Source organism: Streptomyces sp. NPDC001922 (assembly GCF_042891165.1).
Lineage (GTDB): Bacteria > Actinomycetota > Actinomycetes > Streptomycetales > Streptomycetaceae > Streptomyces.
The window spans coordinates 597,716-621,930 of sequence record NZ_JBIASV010000001.1 but is presented as its reverse complement, the minus strand read 5'-3'; the positions used below and the strand labels follow the sequence as shown (position 1 = coordinate 621,930).

Here is a 24,215-nt window from a genome sequence, read left to right as displayed (position 1 = left end):
CCGTCTCCCCCCCCCTCCCATAACACCCCGCGGCCCCCGGGCCCCCCCCGGCGTCGGCTAATATACCCCCCCCCGCCGGGGGGGGGGCCCCCCCGCCCCCCCCCGCGCCCCCCCCCCCCCCCACGTCCGCCCCCTCGCGGATACGGCCCCTTCGTCGGATACGGCCCCCTCGCGGACGCGGCGCTGTCGCGGGAACGCCCGGGTGACCGGATCCGGACGGCGTGATCCACTCTTGTGAGCCCGGTCCTCCGCCGAAATCATCGGTGCATGGGGGACGAACGATGTGTGCACGAACTCGTGGTCGGCCAGTGCACGGAGTGCGCTCCGGTGCCCCGGGGGCTGACGCGGCGGGTGTTCACCACCCAGGGGGGATCCGTCTTCCACCGCACCACGGCCTGCGAGGCGCTGTACGACGGCCAGCGGAAGGCCCAGCGCTTCGGTCGCGAGACGCACACCCCGCGGAACGTCGCGCTCTCCGTCGCCCAGGCGGAGGGGCGGGGCGCCTGCATCCCCTGCTTCCCGGACTATCGCCCCTCGGCGCAGACGAAGCCGTGCAAGGTCCTGGTCGACGGCGCCTGGCTGCCCGGGCTCCTGATCGAATGGCGCCGGGCTCCCGACGGCCGGTGGTCCGGTGTGGTGGCCTACGTTCACGACGGCGAGCAGGTGACCGAGGTGCGCGACGAGGCGGAGCTCCGGCGCGCGTAGCCGCCCGGACACCACGCGCGACCGGCGGGGGCCGCACCGGTCGCAGCGCCCGCACCCCGTAACCGGCACCGCCCCGAGCAACCCTGCCCCTCTCCGAGCAGCCCCTGCCCCTCCCGCAACACCACCGGTCCGCGACAGCACCGGCCCCGCGACGTCACCGTCCCCGCGACGTCACCGGCCCCCGGCATCACCCGCCCCCGCGGCATCCGCGGTCCCCGGCGTCACCGGCCCCGGCACGTCCGCTCGCGGCGAGCCCGCCCCGGCCTCCGGACCGGCACCGGACCGGCCGGGACGGAGGCGGTCACCACCTGCGGCCGGACACGCAGGAGGCAGGGAGAGCGCGCTGAGGAGGAAGGGGCGTGCCCTGAGCTACTCGTTTCCGTCACGCGCTGGACGTACGGCAAGATGGAATGCATCTGCCCACCCATCGATCGCCGGACGGTTTCTCTTGGCTGAGTTCATCTACACCATGCGCAAGGCGCGTAAGGCGCACGGCGACAAGGTGATCCTCGACGATGTGACGACGAGCTTCTACCCCGGAGCCAAGATCGGTGTCGTCGGTCCGAACGGCGCCGGCAAGTCGACCATCCTGAAGATCATGGCGGGGCTGGAGCAGCCGTCCAACGGTGACGCCTTCCTCACGCCCGGTTACACCGTCGGCATCCTGCTCCAGGAGCCGCCGCTCGACGAGTCCAAGACCGTGCTGGAGAACGTCCAGGACGGCGCGGCCGACACGATGGTCAAGCTCAAGCGGTTCAACGAGATCGCCGAGCAGATGGCCACCGACTACTCGGACGCCCTGCTCGAGGAGATGGGCAAGCTCCAGGAGGCGCTCGACCACAGCAACGCCTGGGACCTCGACGCCCAGCTCGAGCAGGCCATGGACGCCCTCGGCTGCCCGCCCGGCGACTGGCCCGTCACCAACCTCTCCGGTGGCGAGAAGCGCCGCGTCGCGCTCTGCAAGCTGCTGCTCGAGGCCCCCGACCTGCTCCTCCTCGACGAGCCCACCAACCACCTGGACGCCGAGTCCGTGCAGTGGCTGGAGCAGCACCTGGAGAAGTACGCCGGCACCGTCGTCGCCGTCACCCACGACCGGTACTTCCTCGACAACGTCGCCCAGTGGATCTGCGAGGTCGACCGGGGTCGCCTCTACCCGTACGAGGGCAACTACTCCAAGTACCTGGAGACCAAGCAGGCCCGTCTCAAGGTCGAGGGGCAGAAGGACGCCAAGCGCGCCAAGCGCCTCAAGGACGAGCTGGAGTGGGTCCGCTCCAACGCCAAGGGCCGGCAGGCCAAGTCCAAGGCCCGCCTGACCCGCTACGAGGAGATGGCCGCCGAGGCGGAGAAGACCCGGAAGCTGGACTTCGAGGAGATCCAGATCCCGCCGGGCCCGCGCCTGGGCAACATCGTCGTCGAGGTGGAGAACCTCTCCAAGGCGTTCGGCGAGAAGGTCCTCATCGACGACCTCTCCTTCACCCTGCCGCGCAACGGCATCGTCGGCGTGATCGGCCCCAACGGCGCCGGCAAGACGACGCTGTTCAAGATGATCCAGGGCCTGGAGACCCCCGACTCGGGCAAGATCAAGGTCGGCGAGACCGTCAAGATCTCCTACGTCGACCAGTCCCGCGCCAACATCGACGCCAAGAAGACGCTGTGGGCGGTCGTCTCCGACGAGCTGGACTACATCAACGTCGGCCAGGTCGAGATGCCGTCCCGGGCCTACGTCTCCGCGTTCGGCTTCAAGGGCCCGGACCAGCAGAAGCCGGCCGGTGTGCTCTCCGGTGGTGAGCGCAACCGCCTCAACCTCGCGCTCACCCTCAAGCAGGGCGGCAACCTGCTGCTCCTCGACGAGCCGACCAACGACCTCGACGTCGAGACCCTGTCCTCGCTGGAGAACGCGCTGCTGGACTTCCCCGGCTGCGCCGTGGTGGTCTCCCACGACCGCTGGTTCCTGGACCGCGTCGCGACCCACATCCTCGCCTACGAGGGCGAGTCCAAGTGGTTCTGGTTCGAGGGCAACTTCGAGTCGTACGAGAAGAACAAGGTCGAGCGGCTCGGCGCGGACGCGGCCCGTCCGCACCGTGCCACGTACAAGAAGCTGACCCGGGGCTGAGCGTGAGGCACACCTACCCCTGCCCGCTGCGCTGGTCGGACATGGATGCGTTCGGTCATGTCAACAACGTGGTTTTCCTCCGCTATCTGGAGGAGGCCCGGATCGACTTCATGCACCGGCTGGCGACCGCGGACGGCAACGGCTCCTTCACCGGGGGCTCGGTCGTCGCCCGGCACGAGATCGACTACCTGCGCCCCCTGGTGCACCGGCACGAGCCGGTCACCGTGGAGACCTGGGTGACGAAGATCGGTGCCGCGTCGATGACCGTCTCCTACGAGGTGAAGGACGCCGAGCAGGTGTATGTGCGGGCGTCGACGACCGTCGTGCCGTTCGACTTCGCCGCGGGCCGTCCGCGGCGGATCACCGCCGAGGAGCGCACCGTCCTCGAGCGGTACCTGGTCGATGCCGCGGAGGAGGCCTTCGCCGCATGACGGCGCTGCGTCTCGCCGACGCCGGGGAGGCGGCGGATCTCGCCGCCTTCCTGGCCCGGCTGATCCACTACGACCGCCGGGCCGCGGTCCGTCTCCAGGCGGAGCCGGGAGCGGCCGCCCCGGAGGCCGGAGGGGTGCTGGCGGTCTTCGGCCGGCCCGCCTCCTTCGAGGTGCTGGCCATCCGCACGGCCCGGCTGGCCCCGGGCCAGGCCCCGCACGGCGGGACCGGGGCCCCGGAGGCGGTTGCGGCACTGGACGCGACCGTCTCGGCGGGCATGCTCGCCGACGCCCTCGACGCCGCGACCGGCGGTGGGGAGCGCACCGCGGGCGAACTGACGGTCCCGGTGCCCGAGCCTGTCACCGGCCCCCCGTGGGCCGGTGTGCTGCCGCCGCGGGGCGGCTGGCGGCGGGTCGAGGGTTTCCCCGGGGCGGACGAGGTCCGGGCGGCCGTCGCGGCGGCCGTCAGGGAGTTCCGTACCCGGATCGAGGCGCTCCCGGAGGACGGCCGGACCCGTACGGAGTTCGACCGGATCGGCCGCGAGATCTGGTCGCGCACCCTGGGGGACACCCGTCTTCCGCTGCGCGCGGTGCACGCCGCCCAGTCGCTCGGCTTCCTCCGCCCGGCCCGCGCGCGGGTGCCCGCCGCCGGTGCCCTGCCGTCCGGCGCCGCGGTGACGGGCGTTTCCGCGAACGGCGTTTCCACAACCGGCGTTTCCGCGACCGGTGTGTCCGCCGCCGATGGACCGGCGACCGCGCGCCACGTCACAGCCACGGCCCTCGCCTCGGAGCCGGCGGTGCCGGAGCGGCTCGCGCTGTTCGCCGCGGGCAGCTGGCTGCGGCTGAGCACCCCGTACGGCTCGGTGGCCGTGCGCCGGACGGACCTTCCGGGGCTGTCCGGCCTGAGCGTCACCCCGCGCTGACCGGCCGCCCGGGGGTGCCCCGACCGGCCTCCCCGGGCCCTGCCGTGCGGACCCGGCGGAGCGATCCGCTGAACCGACGGGCCGGGCACCGGAAACGACCGGCCGGGCACCGGAGTCGCCCTTACGGGCCGACGGTGTGACTCCGCTCGTCGTCCGCGAGGGTGACCGGCAGTCGGCGCGGGCCGCGTACCAACAGTCCCGGACGGTAGGGCAGTTCGCCGGGGCCGGCCGCGAGGCGCAGTCCCGGCAGCGCGTCGAAGAGGAGGGGGAGCGCCACCGCCGCCTCCAGCCGGGCCAGCCGCGACCCGACGCAGAAGTGCGGGCCGTGCCCGAAGGCGGCGTGCGCCGCGGCCCGTGTCCCGGTCCGGCGACCGGAGGGGCCGGGGTGCGAGCCGTCGCCGGCCGGACAGGCCGGGCCCGGAACATCGGCCGAGCCCGCCGAGCCCGATGCGCTCCCCGAGCCGACCGAGCCCGTCGCGCCGGCCGGCCCCGCCGAGCCGTCCGCGTAGCGGTCCGGCCGGAAGGTGTCCGGGGCGGGGAAGACCGCCGGATCGCGGTTGGCGGCGGCGAGCACCGCCAGGACCGAGGCGCCCGCCGGTATGACGACCCCGTCGCCGAGGTCCACCTGCTCCGTCGTGCGTCGCCACGTCGTGCCCTCCAGCGGGCTGGCGTGCCGCAGCGCCTCCTCGACGACCGCGGGCCAGCGGCCCGGGTCCTCCCGCGCCGCCGCGAGCTCCTCCGGGTGGGTGAGCAGCAGCAACGATGCGGAGGCCAGCAGATTCATGGTCGTCTCGTAGCCCGCGAAGAGCAGCAGGAAGGCCATGGCGAGCAGCTCGCCGTCGTCGAGGCCGCCCTCCGACGAGTCGTGCACCAGCGCGCTGAACAGGTCCTCGCCCGGCGCGCGCCGCTTCTCCGCGATGAGCGAGGTGAAGTAGCCGTGGAGCCGGGTCCACGCCTCGTCGACCTCGCCCTGAGCCAGGGCGTCCGCCGGGGAGCCCACCCGGTAGGTCCACTCCCGCAGATCGGCCCGGTCGGCCTCCGGCACGCCCAGGACCTCGCCGATCACCAGGACCGGAAGCGGGAAGGCGAAGACGTCGACCAGGTCCGCGGATCCGTCCCGCTCCAGCCGGTCGGCCAGCTCGCCGACGAGCCCGGCGGTCAGCTCCTCGATCCGCGGCCGCAGCGCGTCGACCCGGCGCGGGGTGAAGGCGGCGGCGGTCAGCCGGCGCAGCCGGGTGTGATCGGGGGCGTCGGAGTTGAGCATGTGGCGCGCGAGGCAGGCGCGGGCGCGCTGGGCGGGGGAGTCGGGCTTGGGCCGGCCCGCGCTCTGCGGGGGCACATTGGAGAACCGGGGGTCGGAGAGCACCGCCCGCGTCTGCTCGTAGCCGGTGACCAGCCAGGCGCTGGAACCGTTGGACAGCTCGACGCGCGCCGCGGGCCCCCGGGTGCGCAGGGCCGCGTAGTACGGGAAGGGGTCACGGGCGAAGGCACCGTCCGCCGGGTCCAGGACCGCCGGGCCGAGCGCCGCCGGGTCGTGCACCGCGGGGTCGAGGACCGCCGGGTCCGGCACCGCCGCGCCGGAGAGCGGTTCCCGCGCGGCGTCCCTCGGGCCGGGCAGCGGCATCCGTCCGGTGTCCGTCGTCTCGGGGCGTGCGGCGCCCGGCCCGGCCGGGGACCGGAGCTCCTGGTCGGTCGGTCTCATTCGGCGCTGTTGACCATGGAAGCGGCCGCGTAGGTGAGGTACTTCCACAGCTCGGCCTCGTGCTCCGGCGCCAGCTCCAGCTCGTCGACCGCGACCCGCATGTGACGCAGCCAGGCGTCGTGCGCGGCCCGGTCCACCGTGAACGGAGCGTGCCGCATCCGCAGCCGCGGGTGCCCGCGGTTGTCGCTGTAGGTGCGCGGACCGCCCCAGTACTGGATGAGGAAGAGGGTGAGCCGTTCCTCGGCCGGCCCCAGGTCCTCCTCCGGGTACATCGGCCGCAGCAGCGGGTCCTCGGCGACACCTTGATAGAAGCGGTGCACCAGCCGCCGGAAGGTCGGCTCACCACCGACCTGCTCGTAGAAGGTCTGCTCCTGCAGCGTGCCGCGCGGAATCTCATTCACGCTCCCCATGGTCTCAGACGGCCCAGCCGAGGACCGGCGGCGTAGGACCGGCAGGACAACTGGCGCAAAAGCCGTGAAGTGCGTACGGTGTCGCGTCGCCGGGCCGTGCGCAGCACAGTGGAGGCATGGGCAGGCAGGGCGGCAGGGGCGACGCGGCCGGGGACGGCGCCCGCACGGACGCCGCCGCGGCCGCAGCCCGGGCGGCGCTCGTCCGCGTGATCGTCGCCGACGGCGGGCTCACCGACCCGGCCTGGCGGGCGGCGTTCGTCCGGGTGCCGCGCCACCTCTTCGTGCCGTACTACTACGTGGCCGTCGAGGACGGCTTCGAGCAGGTCGGCCGCGACCATCCGGATCCCCGCGTCCGGGCCCGCTGGCTGTCCGGGGCTTACGCCGACACCCCGCTCGCCACCCGGGTCCGGGACGGCCGGCTCATCTCCTCCAGCAGTCAGCCCTCGCTGATGGCGCGGATGCTGGAGGCCCTCGGGGTGCACGACGGCGACCGGGTCCTGGAGATCGGCGCGGGCACCGGCTACAACGCCGGGCTGCTCTCGCACCGGCTCGGCGAGGAGCGGGTGACGACCGTGGACCTCGACCCGGAGATCGCCTCCTCCGCCCGCGACCACCTCGCCGCGGCCGGTCACCGTCCGGAGGTTGTCACCGGCGACGGGGCGTGCGGCTGGGCGGCGGGCGCCCCCTACGACCGGATCCTCGCCACCTGCTCCCTGGCCTCCGTACCGCCCGCCTGGGTCGCCCAGTGCCGTCCGGGCGGCCTCGTCCTGGCCCCGCTGGCGACCGGCCTGATCGCGCTGCGGGTCAGGAACGCGCGGCACGCGGAGGGCCGCTTTCTGCACACCTCCGCCTACTTCGTACCGCTCCGGGGCGGGCCGGAGCCGCAGCCGGTGGACACCCGCTCCCTGCCGTCGGGCGTTCTCGACGAGGAGCCGTTCCCCTTCCTGCTCGCGCTCACCGCCGGCCGGCAGGGGCCGGAGTCGGCGTACGAGCTCTGGGAGGACGCGCACCGGCCGGGGCGCGAGCGGTTCGGGGTCACGGTCCGCGGCGACCGCCAGTGGGCCTGGCTGGACAGCCCGGACGGCCCGCACACCTGGCCGCTGGGCGACGGCGCGGCGGTCGGGACGGCCGGCCCGCGGGGACGCTGACCCGGCACCCACGGGCATCGGGGGGTTCGGCAAGGGGAGACGCCGGAACCCCGGACACACACGGCACAGCCCCGGTTCGCGGCTCCTCACCTGCTCAGGAGCCGCGAACCGGGGCCGGAGAACACCCGTCCCGCCGGGAACGCCGGGACCACGGGGAACACCGTGACCACGGGGAACGCCGGGACGGTAACCCGCTCCCGCGGGAGTCGGTCCCGTCAGCCGCGGCGGACGGTGATCGTGGTCCAGGCGCCCACGTGCACCCGGTCCCCGTCCTGCAGCGGAACCGGGATGAACGGCTGGATCGGCTCCTCGCCGCCATTGATCGTCGTGCCGTTGGTGGAGTCCTGGTCGACGACCGCCCAGTTCCCGTCCGGCTGCTGCACCAGCAGCGCGTGCTGGTGCGAGACGCCGGGGTCCTCCGGCGGGCGGGACAGGTCGATGTCGGGTGACTCGCCGGTGCTGTTGCGGCGGCGGCCGATGGTGACCTGGCTCCCGGAGAGTTCGAGCTGCTGCTCCGGGGAGTACGCCGGGAGGTTGAGGCCCGACGCCTCGGGGCCGCTGCGCCGCATCATGGCCATGAAGTACTCACGGTCCGGGGTGATGACCGCGACCCAGGTCCCGGACGGCTCCGGGGGCGCGGGCGGGGCCGGCGGGCCGGCGGGAGCGCCCTGCGGGGGGTACGGCTGCTGCCCCGCGGGGCCGTAGTCCGGGGCCTGCGGCTGTCCGTAGTCCGGAGCCTGGGGCTGCCCGCCCGACTGTCCGTAGTCCGGAGCCTGCGGCTGCCCGCCCGACTGCCCGAACTCCGGGGCCTGCGGCGCGCCCTGCGGCTGCGCCGGCGGGGGGAGTGTCCAGTCGTCGTTCGACCCGTAGCCGGGCTGCGGCGCCTGGTACGGGGCCTGCTGCGGTGCGCCGTGCGGCGCCTGCTGCTGCGGCTGGGGGGAGAGCGGCTCGGCCGGCCGGTTCATCTGGGAGGGCCGGGACGCCTGGTAGTCGAACCCCTGCGGCGGCCCCTGGTGGCCCTGGGACGGCTGCGGCGGCTGCCCGAACCCGTGCGGCTGCTGCGGCCCGCCCGGATGCGGCTGGTGCGACGGCGGCGCGAACGCGGTGGGGGAGTGCGTCAGGAAGTTGTAGCGGCACTCCTCGCAGAACGGCGCCTGCGCCTCCCGCGGCGTACGGCACTGCGGGCACAGCTCCGCCTGCGCGGTGGCGTGCGGGTCGTACATCCCCGGGGGCCGGTTGGGGTGGCCGCCCGGGTTCGGGTAGCCGTATCCGCCGGAGCCGCCCATCGGCGCCCCCGGACCGGTGGCACCGGTCGCCGGGTTGGGGTATCCGTAGCCGCCCGGGCCGCCGCCCATCGGGGCGCCCGGTCCGGGAGCGCCGGGCATCGGCGGGGGCGGGGGAGGCGGCGGGACGGCTCCTGCCGGAGCCCCGGCACCGGCCATGCGGTGTCCGCAGACCTCGCACCAGTCGTCGGAACCCGACTGGTGTCCGTTCGGGCAAGTCGGCATGTCGGTGCCTCCCCCTTTCACCTCGGCCCCTCCGGACCGCTTTTGGTCACTTCTTGACGCGAACCGTCTTGGTGGAGCGCGTCTCGAGAGTCATCTCGTCGGCTTCCGCGACCTTCGCTTTCAGTCGCACAGTACCTGTCGCCGCGTCGACGACGTCCACCACCTTCGCCAGGAGTTTCGCCGTACCGTCATTTCCCGACACACTCGCCAGTTGCACGGCCCTGCCCAGCTTCGCCGTCGCTTCGGCGACATGGCCCGACTTGCGGGCATCCAGTCCCTGTTGGATGACCTGTGACAGTTCCGCCTGTCCTGTGTAGTGCGCGACCTGCGGATCGATGGAGGTCGAGGCCGCGAGATCGTCGGTCCACACCGCCCGGACGAGGCCCTGCGCCAGGGCTTCGGGCACCCCGCCGTCCGGCCGCGGACGGATCAGCGAGGCCCGCGCCGCCAGCATCTCCCGGCCCACCTCCGCCGCCGGGACCCGGACGCACAGGTGGTAGTCCCGGGACTCCGCGCCCCAGGACCCCGTCGGGTAGTCGCCAGCCCGGGGCCCGGCCGTCGTCCGCCGGCCGGTGAGGTCCTCCACCGTCGGCGCCACCTGCTTCACGAAGACGATCTCCGCGTCCACCGGGGTCCACACCCGCAGCGCGACATCGGCGACCTCCTTGCCCATCGCGTCCTCCATCATCCGCGTGAAGTCCGCGGCCAGCCCGGCCGGATCGGCCACGATGTCGGCGCTGCCGAGCAGGGCCGAGGCGATCGCGGTGACCTCCTTGACCTCCCAGTCCGTGCCCACGCCCCGCGCGTCACAGGTGAACCGGCCCGCGCAGGCGTCGAGGGCGGCGCGGAGCTCCTCCGGCGACTCGTGCTCGTTGCGCCCGTCGGTCAGCAGGATGCCGTGGCGCATGGAGACGTCCGCCGTGTCGAGCAGCCGGCCGGCGAGCCGCAGCCAGCTGCCGATGGCCGTGCCGCCGTCCGCCAGCAGGCCGTTCAGCGCCCGCTTGGCCTGCTTCCGGGTGTCCGGCCCGGCCGTGGCCAGACCGCCCGCCGCGGGAAACACCGGACGGGCCGTGTGGGTTCCGGCGATCACCGCGAAGCGGACGCCGTCGCGCAGGGCGTCGATCGCGGCCGCCGTCGCCTCCCGGGCGCCGCGCAGCTTCCCCGGCGCGTGCCCCATGGAGCCGGAGCAGTCCACCATGACGACCACGGCCGCGTCCGGCCCGGCACCCGGCGACGGCGCTCCCGCGGACGGGCCCCCGCCGTCGCCGGCCGAGGTCACGGTGACGACGGCGTGCACCTCGCGCCCGCCCTCCGGGAGGTGTTCGTTCTGGTACACCTCGACGGAGAACCGCGGCTCGCTCTGCTGGGGGAAGTCGGCCATCTGATCCGCTCCTCGACACTCCGTCCGGACCTGGGCAGAAGGGGCGGGCGCGGGTCCGGACCGGCGCTGCCCCCGTGCGGGCCCGCCGGCCGGTCCGGCCGGCGGGCCCTTGACGGTACTGATGCTCTCCGGGGCCGTTCGGTTGTTCAGCGGCGGCGTTTCGGGCCGGTGCCGCCGGTGCCGCTCAGGCCGGCGGTGCTGCCCGGGGGGCCTTGCGCCGAGAGCGCGCGACCCGGGCGGGCACGGTGCAAGGACCCCTCAGGCCCCCGCTTCCCCTCAGGCCGTTCCCGCTTCCGCGCCGGGGAGCGGGAACGGCACCACCGCCACCGTGACGTTGTCGTGCCCCCCGCCGTCGAGCGCGTAACCGACCAGGGTCCGGGCGCCGTGCAGCGGCCGGGACCGGGCGTCCGTCGGCACGGCCAGGGCCATGTCCGCGGCGCCCTCGGCGTAGTTCCACAGCCCGTCGGTGCAGACCACCACGACCCCGGGCCGGTCCGGCTTGAACGAGGCGGTGTGCGGGTCGAGTTCGTACGCGTCCGCGCCGAGCCAGCCGGTGATCGCGTGGGCGCGGGCGTCGGCGTACGCCTCGGCCTCCGACATCAGGCCCGCGGCCACCATCTGCGCCGCCCACGAGTCGTCCTCGGTGAGCCGTGCGGGCGGGGCCGTCCGGTCCTCGGGGACCCAGTAGGCCCGGCTGTCGCCGATCCAGCCGACCGTGAGGAGGCCCGCGGCGACCACCGCGCTCACGATGGTGCACGCGGGGGCGTTCCGGTTCCGGTGCGACTCCCGCTCGTCCTCCGCCCCGGCGGTCTGCGCCAGGGAGTTGACGGCCTGCGCGGCGGCGAGGATCGCCTCGTGCATGGCCTGCTGCGGATGGGTGCCGCGGGGCAGCGCGGCGAGCAGCGAGGCGCTCGCCGCCTCCGAGGCCGCCTGGGAGGCCTCGTCCGGCCGGGTGGCGGAGGAGACCCCGTCGCAGACGACCGCGACGACGGCCGGAGCACCGTCCGGCAGGGCGGCGGAGGAGAGCGCGAACGCGTCCTCGTTGCGGTGGTGCCGCAGCCCGCGGTCGCTGACCGCCGCCACGCTGTCCAGCGCCTCCTCCAGGTGGTCCCGCTCGCGGGGCTGGGCGTGGCCGCAGTTCTCGCAGTAGCCGTCCCGGTCGATCACTCCCATGCGGCAGGCGACGCACGTCCGGCTCTTGCTCTCCGAGCCGCCGGGGGTGTCGGTCACCGTCAGCGCGGACTCGGCCGTTCCGTAGGCCGCCGCGGTCCGCGGATCCTCGGGAGCGGAACCGGCCTCCGGGGCGGAGCCGCTCTCCGGACCGGAACCCGCCGCCGGAACGGAACCGGGCAGCGGGCCCGCGCCGGCGTGCGGGCCGTCGGCGCCGGCCGGCCGGGCCCCCGGCTCCCGCGGGGGATCCGCGGCGGGGGCGGCCAGGGCGTAGTCGTCCGGCTCGGCGGCGGGTTCCGGCCGCGCGGCCGCGGCCGGGGCGGGCGCCTGGAGGGAGTAGTCCCCGCCCTCCGCCTCGGGAAGCGGGACCCCGCCCGCGGCCGGGTCCGGACCGCCGTGAGCCGTGTCCGGACCGTGGTCCTGGTGACGCTGCGGGGGAGCCGGGGGAGCCGGGGGAGCCGGGGGAGCCGTGGGCGGTGCCGGTACGGGCTCCGGGGCCACGGCCGGGGGGTACGGGGGCGGCGGCGGAACGGCCGCTCCGCCCTCCGGTCCGGCTCCCGGCCGCAGCGGGGCGGACCCGTCACCGGCCGGGGGCCGGGCCGACGGCCGGGGGACGGTGCCCTCCGCGGCCTCGGTCCGGGCCTGCCCGTTGCGGGCAGCCGTGGGCCGACCCGTGTGCGGCGCCGTCGCGGCCGACAGGTCGGCCCCGCACGCGCCGCAGAAGTTGTCGCCCGGCTCCAGCGGCTCTTCGCAGCTCGGGCAGGCGGACAGCTGGGGTGGCTGGGGCATTTGAGACATCGTTACACCCACGTCCTGGGGCGGAGACGGTTGGCCCGCTCCACCAGTTCGATCCTTTCCTCACCGCGCTGGGCCAGCCGCGCGAGGACCCGGTACGAGCGCTCCAGTCCGAAGCGCAGGCCCCGTTCGTCCAGGCTGCTGCCGAGCAGCGAGCCGTGCTCTCCGGGGACGGCGCCCTCCGGGGGAGCGCCGTGTCTCCCGGAGAGTACCCAGTCCAGCGCGGCGCCCAGAACTTCGGTGGCCAGCCGCTCGCGGCGGACCGCGTCGAGACCGAAGTCCCGGAGCCGCTCCACCTGACCTGCGGCGGCGGTGAGATCGTCGAGCAGCGGCTCCCTGGCCGAGCGCTGCCGCAGCCGGGCGCGTATCGCCGCGACCCGGGCCGCCGTGTAGTGGATGGAGGCCTCCGGCACGGACTCCAGGGCCGCCACCGCTCCCGGCCGGTCCCCGGCGGCGAGCCGCACCCGGGCGAGCCCGAAGGCGGCGCTCACATAGCTGGGGTCGGTCACCCAGACGAGGTGGTAGTACTCGGCGGCGTTGTCCAGCTGGCCCAGCACCTCGGCGCAGACGCCCAGCGCCAGCTTGGGGGCGGGCTCGCCGGGGAACGCGTCGTAGACGGCGTCGAACGACAGGGCCGCCGACTCCTCGTCGCCGGTCACCAGGGACGCCACCCCGCGGTACCAGATCACCCGCCAGTCGTCGGGATGCCGGCTCTCCAGCTCCGCCAGCACCTCGGCCGTGGCGCCGAGCTCACCCATCTCCAGCCGGGCCCGCAGCTCCCTGAGCCGCAGCTCCACCGAGCCGGTGGGCGCGCCCCGGAGCGCGGCGAGCAGTTCGGCGGGCGCGGAGGCCAGCAGCCCCGCGAGGAACCCGGCGTTGGGGTCGGTGGGGTCGACCAGCGGCACCGGCAGGGCGAGCACGGCCGACCGGGTGTCCAGCGGTTCGAGCCCCGGGTGCTCGCCGTCGCCGGCCAGGGCCGCGAACGGGGTCGTCCCGGCGCCGGAGGGGAGCGTTCCGGGGCCGTGCGCAGCCGCCGCGGCTCCCGGGAGAGCCGTGCCCGGCGCCGCGGCACCCGCGGATCCGTGCCCGGTCGCACCGGAGGCGCCGTGCCCGGCCCCGCCGTTCGCCCCGGCCGCCGCGTGCCCGGTTCCGTGCCCCGACCCGTGTCCCGCCGCGGCGGGCACCGGCGGTTCGCCACCGGTCGCCTGCCGGGGGAGGGCCACGGCCGCCGCGGCCGGTCCGTCCGGGCCCGCCGGCCGGCGCCGCGGCCGGGCGATGGAGCGCACCCGGGGCGAGCGGACGCCCAGCACCGACACCGCGCCGGACTGCTCCGCGAACAACCGGGTGTCCGTGACCCGCAGTTCCGGCCCGAACAGGGTGGAGAGCGCCGGCCGGGGCCGCCCCGTCCCGAGCGCCACGACCTCCCGCAGGACGCCGGTCAGCTGCTCGGCCATCTCCTCGGCGGAGCCGAACCGGCGCGCCGGATCGGGGTCCGTGGCCCGGACCAGGAACCGGTAGAAGGACTCGTAGCGGCGGAAGACCTCGATGTGGCCGGGGTCGGGCAGGCTGTCCACGAAGACGTTCGTGTAGCCCTGGAAGTCGAAGGTCAGGACCGCCAGGGTGCGCGCCACGGTGTAGAGGTCCGAGGCGACGGACGGGCCGGTGTCCGCGACCTCCGGCGCCTGGTAGCCGATCGTGCCGTAGATCGCGCTCTCGTGGTCGTCCATCCTGCGCACCGCGCCCATGTCGATGAGCTTGAGCCGGTCCTGCTGCTGAATGGCGTTGTCCACCTTGAAGTCGCAGTACAGCAGGTTGCGGCTGTGCAGGTGGCCGAGGGCGTCCAGTGCCTCCAGCCCGTAGGCGCAGGCCTGTTCCACGGGCAGCGGGTCGCGCCGGCCGTCCGGGCCCCGCCGCTCGTTGGCGATCTCCTTCAGGGACTTGCCGCCGACGTACTCCATGACGATGTAGCCGTCGAGGCTGCCGGTCCGCTGGTCGAGGTGCTCGACGAAGTTGTAGATCCGGACGATGGTGGAGTGCTCGATCTCGGCGAGGAAGCGCCGCTCGGAGACGGCCGCGGCGAGCGCGTCCTCGTCACCCGTGTCCAGCAGGCCCTTGAGGACCACCCAGCGGTCGGACACCGCCCGGTCGACGGCCAGATAGATCCAGCCGAGCCCGCCGTGCGCGAGGCAGCCCGCCACCTCGTACTGGCCGTGCACCACGTCCCCGGCCCGCAGCTTGGGCACGAACGAGTACGGGTGGCCGCACTTGGTGCAGAACCCCTCCGTCCGGCCCGGCCGGTCGCCGCGCGCCCGGCCCACCGGAGCACCGCAGTCGCCCCGGCTGCAGAATCGCTTCCTCTCGGGAACCTCGGCACGCTCCAGCACCGCGGTCCGCGGATCCGGACGGGGCACCTCCGGCACGGTGACCAGCCCCGCGCCCAGCTTGTTGCGCCCGGACGGGCCGGCCGCGGAGCGGGCGGAGCTGCGCACCGACACCGAGCGGACCGTCCGCGCGCCGGACAGCGAGCGCGACAGCCGCCCCGACACCGAACGCCGGGAGGACGAGGAGCGCGACGAGGCGCGGGAGGCACGCGAGGAGGACGACGAACTGCCCCGGTGCCCGCCCACGGCGCCGGTCGCCGGCGAGGCCACCGTGCCGTCGCCCGACACCACGGGAGCCAGCCCGCAGGTGTCGCAGTACCGTTCACCGCCGCCGAAGTCCTCGTACGCGCCGGGGCAGCCCGGCCGCTGGCAGCTCTTCATCCGTCCCCCTCACGGTCCTCGGGACCGGCCTGTCTCGGCACGAGAACCTCCGCGGCGGCCCGTTGGTAACGCAGGACCGCCTGTTCGGCGGCGCGCAGATCGCACGGCGCACTCCACAGCATCCGCCGCGCCGCGTCGTACCGCTCGGTGAGCATCGGGTCCTCCGCCATGCCGTGCCGGGCCACCTTCGCCCGGTACGCGTCGAGCCGGCCGCGGAGTTCGGCCCGTACGGCCAGCGGCGCGGTCACCGCCGTCAGCGACTCCCGGGCGCGCATCAGCTCGTCCTCGGCCCGTACCTCCAGGGTGTCCAGCAGCGGGGAGAGCCGGTGCCACTGGGAGCGGCGCCGGTAGTCCGCCGCGGCCGCCAGCTGTTCGTGCAGCGCCGTCGCCGGGCCGCTCACCGCCGGCACCTCGGACGCGGCGATCTTCGCCAGCACCTCGCCGCGCGCCTCCCGCGCCTCGGTGAGCGTACGGTCGGCCCGGGACAGCACATCGCGGAGCTGGAACAGCCGCTGTTCGGCGTCCTGCCGGACGGCCAGCACCGCCTCGATCTCGCGCCGCACTTCTTCCAGGGCCCGTGCCGCCCGGTCGTAGCGCCCGGTGTCCGGCCGGCCGCCGCCCGGCGCCGAACTGCCTGAGCGGGCCGGGACCCAGAACGCCAGCGGATCGGAGACCACTTCGGCGCGCAGCGCGGTCAGCTCCCGGGTGATCTCCTCCAGGTCGTCGCCGGACGGGTGCTCACCGGGGCGCACCCCGACGGAGTGCGCGAGGGAACGGGTGCGCCGGAGCTCGGCGGCGAGCAGATCGATCCGGGCGGGCAGTGCGGACCAGACGGCGTCGGCCGCCACCACCACGTCCAGCGCCCGGGCGTACCCGTCGTTCATCCGCCCGACCAGCTCCTCCAGGCTCAACCGCTCGCCGGGCCGGGCGGGCGGCCCGGTGATGTCGGGCGACAGCCCGGCGTCCGCCGTCCCCGCCGCGGCGGAGTCCGGGAGCGTGACCGCGGGACCGCTGAGCAGCCGGGTCAGCTCGGCCAGGTCCTCCCGGGACGGCCAGCGCCGCCGGGAACGCACCTCACGTGCCTCCCGCAGCGCCGCGGTGTAGGCCTCGAAGGACGTCCAGAGCAGGGTGATGAGCGCTTCGGCGGCGGCCCAGCGGCTCCTGGTGGTGCCGGTCAGCCCGGCGCCCTCGAGGAGCCTGCGGCCCGCGTGGTCCTGCAACGCCAGCAGCGATGTCTCGATCGCCTCGTGCTCCGCGCCCAGCCGGGCCAGTGCACGGTCCGCGTCGTCCCGGTCCATGACCGGGTCTCCGGCGGCTCCCGGGCCCCCCATCGATCACCTCTCCTCTGCTCGCGGCCGCTGTGGGCGGGTGCGCACGGTCAGTCCTTCTTGTACGTGGGCTCGGGCGGGCCGTCGATGCCGTCCAGGTCGTCCTCGAGCCAGCGCTTGTACGCCTTCATCCAGCCGCTGTCGTCCCCGCCCTTGCGGTACTTCTCCAGGACCTTGTTGACCCGGCGTACCAGGTCGTCGTCGCCGAGGTTCATCGCCACGCCGTACGGCTCCCGGGTGAACGGCTCACCGACCAGTTCGACGGACGGGTCCTGGGCCGCCTGACCGGCCGCGAGGGCGTTGTCGGTGATCACCGCGTCGGCCCGGCCGAGCTGCAGCCGCACCAGGCAGTCGAGTTGGCTGGGCACGGTGGTGACCTTCGCGCCGTGCGAGGTCCTCCGCAGCTCGGCCTCGCCCGTGGAACCGGCCGCGGTGCACACCCGGCGGCCGCGCAGGGTGTCGTTGAACGCGGTGACCGGCGAGCCCTTCGGCGCCAGCACCTGCTGCCCGGCCTCGAAGTAGGCGGTGGAGAAGGCGACCTGCTTGATGCGTTCGCAGTTGATCGTCATCGTCCGCACGATGACGTCCACCTTGCGCTGCTCCAGGGCGGGGATGCGCTGGTCGGTGGGGATGGCCCGGAACACCACCCGGCCGTCGGGGCCCAGCAGGTCCTTCGCTATGGCCCGGGCCAGGTCGATGTCGAAGCCCTCGAGGTCCTTGGTGGCCGGGTTCCGGTAGCCCCAGCGGAAGCTGTTCTGGTCGACGCCCGCGATCAGGTAGCCCCGGTCCTTGATGCGGTCGACGGCGGGCCCGCTCCTGCCGGACGGCTTCAGACTCGCCTCCGGGTTCTTGCAGTCACCGGCCACCGACTTCGGCGCCGCGGGCACATCGGCCGAGGCGACCGAACCGGCCCGGCCGTCCCGGGGGTCCGCCCGGTCCTGGGCCAGCGGCAGCAGACCGGCGGCGACGGCGCACGCCAGGGCCATGCCGGCGACGCCTCCCCAGCCGCGCAGCCGCCGCGGCGTTCTCCCGGGCTCGTGTCGCACTCGCCGCTCCCTCACCGGGGGTTCCCCTCCCATCACCGGTACTCCGACAGCCTGCGGCCGATCCCCAGCAGCGCGGCGGCGGCGCCCAGCAGCGCGAGGACCGCGGCGCCCGCCGGCAGTCCGGTGAACGCGCCCCGTCCACGGTCCGCGGCCCGCCGGAACTCCCGCTGCTCGTGGGTCACGGCGGACGCCAGCGCGGCGTCCACCCGGTCGAACGAGGCCCCGGTGGTGTCACCGCTGCCGATGACCCGCTGCACCGCGTCCTCGTAGGCGCCGCCCTCGTCCGTCTTCCGGGCCTCGGCGTGCCGCCGCTGCCAGACCCGGACCTCCGCCGCCGCCTTGCGGACGGGGTCGCGGCCTGCGGCGTCGTCGGCCAGCCGCTGGGCCCGGTCCAGCAGCGAGCCGCGGCCCGCCGCGCCCGTGCCGCGGCCCGCCAGTTCGGCCATCCGCGCCCGGTAGCCCGTCTCGTAGAAGTCCCGGCCGTCCGGCGTGAGCACCGCCCCGCGGGCCACCAGGGTCAGGCTCTCGTCCCCGCGGGCCTGCAGCGAACCGGTCCGCGCCTCGTTGAGCACCTGGAGCGACCGCGCGCCGCTGTCCCGGGACTCGTGCAGCCCGGCGGCCGCCAGGGCGTGTCCCGCTCCCAGCCACAGCAGGACGACCGCCGTGGCGCCGGTCGCCGCGAGCAGGCCGTGGCTGAACACCCGGTTCGTCCGGAGGAATTCGCGCCGCTGCGCCCAGCCGAGCGCGCCCAGGGTGGCGGCGCCGGTGCCCAGGGCGGCCCACGGCCACACCGTGGCAGCTGTGTAGTCCGCCTCCAGCCGGGCGGTCTCGGCCTCGTACAGCGCGCGGGCGGCGGGGAGCAGCCGCGTCCGCATCCGCTCGTTCGCGTACCGCAGATAGGCGCCGCCGAGCGGCAGCCCCTGCCGGTTGTTGGCGCGCGCCTGCTCGATCAGGCCGGTGTAGACGGGGAGTTCCTCGTTGAGCGTCGCGATCCGGCGGCGGGCCGAGCCCGAACCCTCGCTGTTCGCGGCGGCCTTCACCAGGAGCGCGGACGCGGTGTCGATGTCCCGTTCGTACCGCTGCCGCACCTCGGGCGGCCACTGCCCGCCCGCCAGGAAGCCCGCCGCGGCGCTGGTGTCGGCGTCCGCGAGGGAGCGGTGGATGCTGGCGGCGTCGGCGCTCAGCGGCTGGCTCCGCCGCACCACGTCGTCGGCCGCGGCCTCGCGCTCGGAGGTCTGCCAGGCCGTCACCCCGCCGAACGCGGCGACGAGGACGGCCAGCAGGGCTCCGATGATCCGCAGCCGTCCGGGCTCCGTGGCCGATCCGGCCCGCAGCCGGTCCAGCCCCTCGGCCCACGCGGTCGGGCGTGCGGGGGCCGTTGGTGCCGCCGTCCCTGTCGGCGGGTGTGTCACTGGACCTCCCCCTTGGTCGCTGACCGTGGCCCGTCGCCCCCGTGGCGCAGGACAGGTACCCGGCCTGAAGTATGGCCGCGGTGACCGGTATCCACACCGGGATTGACTGGATCTTGTTCTGATCGCTACCGAACACGTGGGCCGGCGGTGCACGGGAGACCGGCCCCCGGTGTTGATGACGCGTACCGTATCCGTTCGGTTCCCATGTGTGGTCGGCCCCGGTTGTGGCCGGGAGGGAAGGGCGGCGCGCGGATTCCCGCTCGCGCCGGGCGGGTCCGGGTGCCGCGGAGGCGGCTGCCGGGACGCGGGCTCCCCGGTGGTGCGCCCGAGGCGGGTGGGCGCGGCCCGGCGCCAGGCCGGGCCCGGGTGCGCCGGTGGCACCCGGATGAACTCCCGCGCTCCCGCACGCCGGTGACGATGCGTACCCCTGTCGATACGTTCGGTCGTGGACGGGCTCCCGGCCGTCCCACCCGTCTCCCTCTGCCACTGGATGCGGGGTTGCCGCACCGCCGCGGGCCGTCCCCTCTACCGGAGGAGGGGGCGGCCCGCGGCGTTCCCGTCCCCCGGGCCGTCCGCTGCGCCGTCCGCCGGAGCGCCGGCTGGGGCGTCCCCAGGGCCGGGGCGGGACCGGAGGCCGCCGTCCGCCGGGCGGTCCGCCCGGGCGAAGTGCGCCCGCAGCCGGGCGGCCGCTTCCGGCCCCGCCCCGGTCCGGTCCAGGCCGAGCAACGCCGCGCCCAGCACCGGGGGTTCGGTCACCACCCGGGGCACCGCCTTCGGGGCGCGCGCGGCCAGCGCGGCCGTGATCCCGTCCAGCAGCAGCGGGTGGCGGGCGGCGAGCACACTGCCGCCGAGGACGACCGGCGCCTCCTCGCCGAGCAGACCGAGCCGGGACAGGGCGACCGCCGCCAGCGCGACGATCTCCTCCGCCTGCCGCCGCACCAGGGAGCGGGCGACCGGGTCGCCGGCCGCCGCCGTCGCGAACAGCAGCGGCGGGATCTCCCGGCGGCGCGCCCGCGGCACCCGCCCCAGGTGCAGCGCCTCGATCAGCGCACCCATGTCCGGCAGCCCGAAGTGGGCGGGCAGGGCCGTGGCGAGAGCGGTCGGCCCGCCCCGGCCGTCCGCCGCCCGCGCCGCGCACCACAGCGCCTCCTCGGCGAGCTCCGCGCCGCCGCCCCAGTCGCCGGAGAGCCGCCCCAGCGCGGCGAACCGGGCGGTGCGCCCGTCCGGCAGCAGGCCGACGCAGTTGATGCCGGTGCCGCACACCACGGCGACGCCCCGTGGCTCGTCCACGCCCGAACGGAGCACGGCGAAGGTGTCGTTCACGACGTCCGTCGTGCTGCCCCAGCCCCGCTCGTGCAGGGCCTCCCGCAACTGCCGCTCCTCGACCGGGAGATCGGCGTTGGCCAGACAGGCGGCGACGTGGACGGCGTACGGCAGGGCGCCGGTGCCGGGCCCGGCCGCCCGGGCGGCCCGCCGCACCGTCCGCTCCAGGGCGTCCACGGCGGCGCCGGTGCCGACCGCGGGAGGGCGGAAGCCGCCGCCGCGCGCGGTGCCCAGCACACTGCCGTCCGCGCCCACCAGCGCCACATCGGTCTTGCTGTTGCCCGCGTCGATCGCCAGGACCAGGGCGCCGGGGGCGGTCGCGGGGGCCGGGGCGCCGCGGCTGATCGCCGGCACCCGGGCGCCGGGCGCGACGGCCGGGGCCGGGCCGCCTGGCTCGACGGCCGCCCCGGCGTCCGCGTCCGAGGCCGGTGCTCCGGCCCGCCCGCCGTTCTCCGGGGAGTTCAGGCCCATGCCAGATGCTCCCGGTTGTGGGCGATCAGCCGGTCCGCCAGCGCCTCCGCGGTCCCGTACCGGCCGATCAGCGGGTGGGCCAGCAGGGCCTTCACCACCCGGTCGCGGCCACCGCGCAGCGCGGCGTCCAGGGCCAGGTCCTCGTACGCGGAGACCCCGGCGACCAGCCCGGCGTACAGCGGCTCCAGCGGTGCCACCGGCAGCGGGACCGCGCCCCCGGGGCCGACCCGGGCCGGGACCTCGACCACCGCGTCGTCCGGCAGGAACGGCAGCACACCGCCGTTCGCCGCGTTGACCACCTGGATCTCCCCGGTGCCGTCCCCCAGCAGGGCGGCGGCCAGTGTCACAGCGGCCTCCGAGTAGTAGGCCCCGCCGCGCCGGGCCAGCAGCGCGGGCTTCTCCGCCAGTGCCGGGTCGGCGTACATCGCCAGCAGCTCCTGCTCCATCGCCGCCACCTCGGCGGCCCGGGACGGCCGGTCCCGCTGCTCCGCGACCACCTCGTCGTGCAGGTAGAAGTAGCGCAGGTAGTAGGAGGGGACGACGCCGAGCCGGTCGAGCAGGGAGCGCGGCAGCCGCAGGTCCGCGGCGAGGGCGGCACCGTGCGCGGCGAGCAGCGAGGGCAGCAGGTCCTTCCCGCCGGGCCCGCCGAGCCGGACGGCCCGCTCCCAGGTGAGGTGGTTGAGCCCGACGTGGTCGAGGTACAGCTCCTCGGGGCGCAGCCCCAGCAGCCCGGCGAACTTCCGCTGCAGCCCGATGGCGACGTTGCACAGCCCGACGGCCCGGTGCCCGGCCCCGAGCAGCGCGCGCGTCACGATCCCGACCGGGTTGGTGAAGTCGATGATCCAGGCGCCGGGGTTCCGCCGCCGCACCCGCTCGGCGATCTCCAGGACCACCGGCACGGTGCGCAGCGCCTTGGCCAGCCCGCCCGCGCCGGTGGTCTCCTGCCCCACGCAGCCGCAGCTCAGCGGCCAGGTCTCGTCCCCGGCGCGGGCCGCCTGCCCGCCGACGCGCAGTTGCAGCAGGACGGCGTCCGCGCCGTCCACCCCGGCGTCGAGGCCGGCGGTGGTGACGACCCGGCCGCCGTGGCCCTGCCGCGCGAGGATCCGCCGCGCGAGGCCGCCGACGAGCTCCAGCCGGTCCGCGGCGGGGTCGACCAGCACCAGCTCGTCGAGCGGCAGGACGTCCCGTAACCGGGCGAAGCCGTCGACCAGCTCGGGGGTGTAGGTGGACCCGCCGCCCACCACGGTGATCCTGCGGGGGCGCGGGCCCCGCTCCCGGGAAGCATCCGGCATCGGCCCTCCAGGGGCTGTCGGTGTCGCGACTGCTGTCGGTGACGCGCCGTCGGTATCCGGGTCCCTCCGCGTGCCTCCGGGGACCGGCGACCTACGGCCGCCTGCGGCCGATGGTCCCGCAGCGGCCGGTCCCGGCGCAGCGTTGTGCGCGAAAAGAGGCCCACGCTCCCGGTGCCCGGACGCACCACGGCCCCTCCGCGAACGGAGGGGCCGTGGGGGAAGCGGGCGGCGGAGCCCGCTACTTCGTCAGGTTCGTGCCGCCGCCGCCCGCCGGGGGCGCGATCGGCGTCGCGCTCATCGACTGCGGCGACGACGGGTTGCTCAGCGCGGACGGCGCGGCCATGCCCGCCGTCGGGTCGGCAGCGGCCTCCGCCGCCTCCAGCGGCAGCCCGCCGACGATCCGGATGCCCGCGGCGTCGAACGCCTGCTTGACGCGCCAGCGCAGCTCCCGCTCCACGCCCAGCGCCTTGCCGGGCATGGTCTTCGCCGCGATCCGGATCACCATCGACTCCAGCGTCACCGAGTCCAGGCCCAGGACCTCCACCGGGCCCCAGAGCCGCTCGTTCCAGGGCTCCTCCTTGGCCATCGCGTCGCCGGCCTCCTGGATGGTGCGGCGGGCGGTCTCCAGGTCCTCGTCGTAGCGCACCGGCACGTCCACGGAGGCCGTGGCCCAGCCCTGGCTCTTGTTGCCGATCCGCTTCACCTCGCCGTTGCGGACGTACCAGATCTCGCCTTCGTCACCGCGCAGCTTGGTCACCCGCAGTCCGACCTCGATCACTTCGCCGGCCGCGACGCCGGCGTCGATCGTGTCGCCGACGCCGTACTGGTCCTCGAGGATCATGAAGACGCCGGAGAGGAAGTCGGTGACCAGATTGCGGGCGCCGAAGCCGAGGGCCACACCCGCGACACCGGCGCTGGCGAGCAGCGGGGCCAGATTGATGTTCAGGATCGACAGGACGGTGAGCGCCGCCGTGCCGAGAATCACAAACGATGTGACACTGCGCAGCACCGATCCGATGGCCTCGGAGCGCTGCCGGCGCCGTTCGGCATTGACCAGCAGACCGCCCAGCGCGGTGCCGTCCACGGCCTGCGCGGTGCGGTTCATCCGGGTGATGAACTTGGTGATCGCCTTGCGGACGACCGACCTGAGGACCATCGCGATGACGATGATCAGCAGGATCCGCAACCCGGCGCTGAGCCAGGTCGACCAGTTCGCCTCGAGCCAGCCGGCTGCCTGGGAGGCGTTGTCCTGCGCCTCTCGGAGCGAGGGCGCCGTTGTCGTCGTGCCGGTGGCCAGCAACAAGGACACAGCAGAAACCTTCCGTGTAGACCACGGGCCGCGGGGCGGCCCGCCCGCCATGACATGCGCGGGCAGACCAACCACACTAACGGGGCAAGCGGAATGATCCGTTGCTCTGTTCGAGAGAGGGCGGGTTTCGGCGGGGGAAGAAAAGGGTGTGGTCGAAAACACTCTGGATGCGTTACCCGGACGTGGTGGCGCCGCGACCAGGCATGAGGAGAGACTGAGAACAGATCGTCCCGGCGCGAGCCACGCGCCGCCGGCGTACAAGGAGGCACCCGTGCCGCACGTCCTGGTCCTCAACGCGTCGTACGAGCCGCTCGGCGTCGTACCGCTCCGCCGCGCGCTCATCCTCGTCCTCAACGACAAGGCGATCAGCCTCGAGGACTCCGGCGCCCTGATGCACAGCGCGACCACTGTCATTCCCGCACCCAGCGTCGTCCGTCTCAAGCGCTTCGTGCGGGTCCCCTTCCGGGGGCCCGTTCCGCTCACCCGCCGCGCCCTGTTCGCCCGTGACGGCGGCCGGTGCGCGTACTGCGGTGGCGTCGCAACCAGCGTCGATCACGTCATTCCGCGCAGCCGCGGCGGCCAGCACGCCTGGGAGAACGTGGTGGCCGCATGCCGCCGCTGCAACCACGTGAAGGCCGACCGGCACGTCGCGGAGCTGGGCTGGCGGCTGCGGCACCAACCCGCCCCGCCGTCCGGACTGGCGTGGCGGATCATCGGCACGGGGCATAGAGACCCGCGCTGGCTGCCATACCTGCAGCCGTACGGCGCGGACGACGCGATGGCCCGGATCGACGGCATATCCGCCTGAGACCGGGCCTCAGTCGTCCCTGCCGCGCCCCGCCCGTCACCGCCGTCCGGGCGGGGGCGGGCGTTCTGCCGTGGTGTACCGATGGACGAGGGCGCGCCGGCCGGCGTGAGAAATGCCTCCCCGCGCTCCGGCGCCCGCCCCCTTACTCCGGCGGACGGCGCTCGTCGTGCAAGGACCCCTC

The 24,215-nt window shown here is 75.1% G+C and carries 18 protein-coding genes; 6 read left to right on the top strand and 12 right to left on the bottom strand.

Annotated elements, in window-relative coordinates:
- Window positions 1-267 precede the first annotated feature (267 nt).
- The 4 genes from ACFYYR_RS02565 to ACFYYR_RS02550 all read left to right on the top strand — a co-directional run bounded on the left by ACFYYR_RS02565 (window position 268) and on the right by ACFYYR_RS02550 (window position 4,169).
- The gene (locus ACFYYR_RS02565; RefSeq protein WP_388846075.1) at window positions 268-705 is read left to right on the top strand and encodes a hypothetical protein; all 438 of its coding nucleotides are present in this window, start codon (window positions 268-270) and stop codon (window positions 703-705) included.
- 448 nt (window positions 706-1,153) lie between these two features.
- Entirely contained in the window at window positions 1,154-2,818 is a 1,665-nt protein-coding gene (ettA, locus tag ACFYYR_RS02560) for an energy-dependent translational throttle protein EttA (protein WP_388846073.1), read from the top strand.
- A gap of 2 nt (window positions 2,819-2,820) precedes the next feature.
- Window positions 2,821-3,249, top strand: a complete 429-nt coding sequence (locus ACFYYR_RS02555; protein ID WP_388846071.1) for an acyl-CoA thioesterase — start codon at window positions 2,821-2,823, stop codon at window positions 3,247-3,249.
- Window positions 3,246-4,169 (top strand): hypothetical protein, encoded by a 924-nt coding sequence (locus ACFYYR_RS02550; protein ID WP_388846069.1) that lies wholly within the window; start codon window positions 3,246-3,248, stop codon window positions 4,167-4,169. The genes ACFYYR_RS02555 and ACFYYR_RS02550 overlap by 4 nt, the downstream gene beginning before the upstream one ends.
- Window positions 4,170-4,290: 121 nt before the next feature.
- On the opposite strand, the gene ACFYYR_RS02545 is transcribed toward ACFYYR_RS02550, so the two are convergent.
- The gene (locus ACFYYR_RS02545; protein WP_388846067.1) at window positions 4,291-5,871 is read right to left on the bottom strand and encodes a cytochrome P450; all 1,581 of its coding nucleotides are present in this window, start codon (window positions 5,869-5,871) and stop codon (window positions 4,291-4,293) included.
- Window positions 5,868-6,272 carry a globin gene (locus ACFYYR_RS02540; RefSeq protein WP_388846064.1) on the bottom strand — a complete coding sequence of 135 codons (405 nt, stop codon included), beginning with the start codon at window positions 6,270-6,272 and terminating at the stop codon, window positions 5,868-5,870. Before ACFYYR_RS02540 ends, ACFYYR_RS02545 begins: the two co-directional genes overlap by 4 nt.
- A gap of 125 nt (window positions 6,273-6,397) precedes the next feature.
- On the opposite strand from ACFYYR_RS02540, the gene ACFYYR_RS02535 reads away from it, so the two are divergent.
- Complete coding sequence (locus tag ACFYYR_RS02535) at window positions 6,398-7,429, top strand: methyltransferase domain-containing protein (RefSeq protein WP_388846061.1); 1,032 nt, start codon at window positions 6,398-6,400, stop codon at window positions 7,427-7,429.
- A 215-nt stretch (window positions 7,430-7,644) separates the two neighbouring features.
- Here ACFYYR_RS02535 and ACFYYR_RS02530 read toward each other — a convergent pair whose 3' ends face one another.
- The 10 genes from ACFYYR_RS02530 to ACFYYR_RS02485 form a co-directional block, all read right to left on the bottom strand.
- Entirely contained in the window at window positions 7,645-8,937 is a 1,293-nt protein-coding gene (locus ACFYYR_RS02530) for an FHA domain-containing protein (RefSeq protein ID WP_388846059.1), read from the bottom strand.
- Window positions 8,938-8,983: 46 nt separating this feature from the next.
- A complete protein-coding gene (locus tag ACFYYR_RS02525) occupies window positions 8,984-10,318 on the bottom strand; it encodes a VWA domain-containing protein (protein ID WP_388846057.1) in 1,335 nt (444 codons plus the stop codon).
- A 276-nt stretch (window positions 10,319-10,594) separates the two neighbouring features.
- Window positions 10,595-12,277 carry a PP2C family serine/threonine-protein phosphatase gene (locus tag ACFYYR_RS02520; protein ID WP_388846055.1) on the bottom strand — a complete coding sequence of 561 codons (1,683 nt, stop codon included), beginning with the start codon at window positions 12,275-12,277 and terminating at the stop codon, window positions 10,595-10,597.
- An 11-nt stretch (window positions 12,278-12,288) separates the two neighbouring features.
- Window positions 12,289-15,045: a tetratricopeptide repeat protein gene (locus tag ACFYYR_RS02515; RefSeq protein ID WP_388846052.1), complete on the bottom strand. Its 2,757-nt coding sequence runs from the start codon at window positions 15,043-15,045 to the stop codon at window positions 12,289-12,291.
- A complete protein-coding gene (locus ACFYYR_RS02510) occupies window positions 15,042-16,376 on the bottom strand; it encodes a hypothetical protein (protein WP_388846049.1) in 1,335 nt (444 codons plus the stop codon). Before ACFYYR_RS02510 ends, ACFYYR_RS02515 begins: the two co-directional genes overlap by 4 nt.
- 47 nt (window positions 16,377-16,423) lie before the next feature.
- On the bottom strand, window positions 16,424-17,452 hold the full coding sequence (locus tag ACFYYR_RS02505) for a glutamate ABC transporter substrate-binding protein (protein ID WP_388846046.1): 1,029 nt from the start codon (window positions 17,450-17,452) through the stop codon (window positions 16,424-16,426).
- The gene (locus tag ACFYYR_RS02500) at window positions 17,452-18,831 is read right to left on the bottom strand and encodes a hypothetical protein (protein WP_388846043.1); all 1,380 of its coding nucleotides are present in this window, start codon (window positions 18,829-18,831) and stop codon (window positions 17,452-17,454) included. The genes ACFYYR_RS02505 and ACFYYR_RS02500 overlap by 1 nt, the downstream gene beginning before the upstream one ends.
- Before the next feature lie 525 nt (window positions 18,832-19,356).
- A complete protein-coding gene (locus tag ACFYYR_RS02495; protein WP_388846040.1) occupies window positions 19,357-20,625 on the bottom strand; it encodes an N-acetylglucosamine kinase in 1,269 nt (422 codons plus the stop codon).
- Window positions 20,616-21,866, bottom strand: a complete 1,251-nt coding sequence (locus tag ACFYYR_RS02490) for a 6-phospho-beta-glucosidase (RefSeq protein WP_388846429.1) — start codon at window positions 21,864-21,866, stop codon at window positions 20,616-20,618. The genes ACFYYR_RS02495 and ACFYYR_RS02490 overlap by 10 nt, the downstream gene beginning before the upstream one ends.
- A gap of 289 nt (window positions 21,867-22,155) precedes the next feature.
- On the bottom strand, window positions 22,156-23,277 hold the full coding sequence (locus tag ACFYYR_RS02485; RefSeq protein WP_388846427.1) for a mechanosensitive ion channel family protein: 1,122 nt from the start codon (window positions 23,275-23,277) through the stop codon (window positions 22,156-22,158).
- 220 nt (window positions 23,278-23,497) lie between these two features.
- Here ACFYYR_RS02485 and ACFYYR_RS02480 point away from each other — a divergent pair, with 220 nt between their 5' ends.
- Window positions 23,498-24,034 carry an HNH endonuclease gene (locus ACFYYR_RS02480; RefSeq protein ID WP_351515286.1) on the top strand — a complete coding sequence of 179 codons (537 nt, stop codon included), beginning with the start codon at window positions 23,498-23,500 and terminating at the stop codon, window positions 24,032-24,034.
- The last annotated feature ends 181 nt before the right edge of the window (window positions 24,035-24,215 follow it).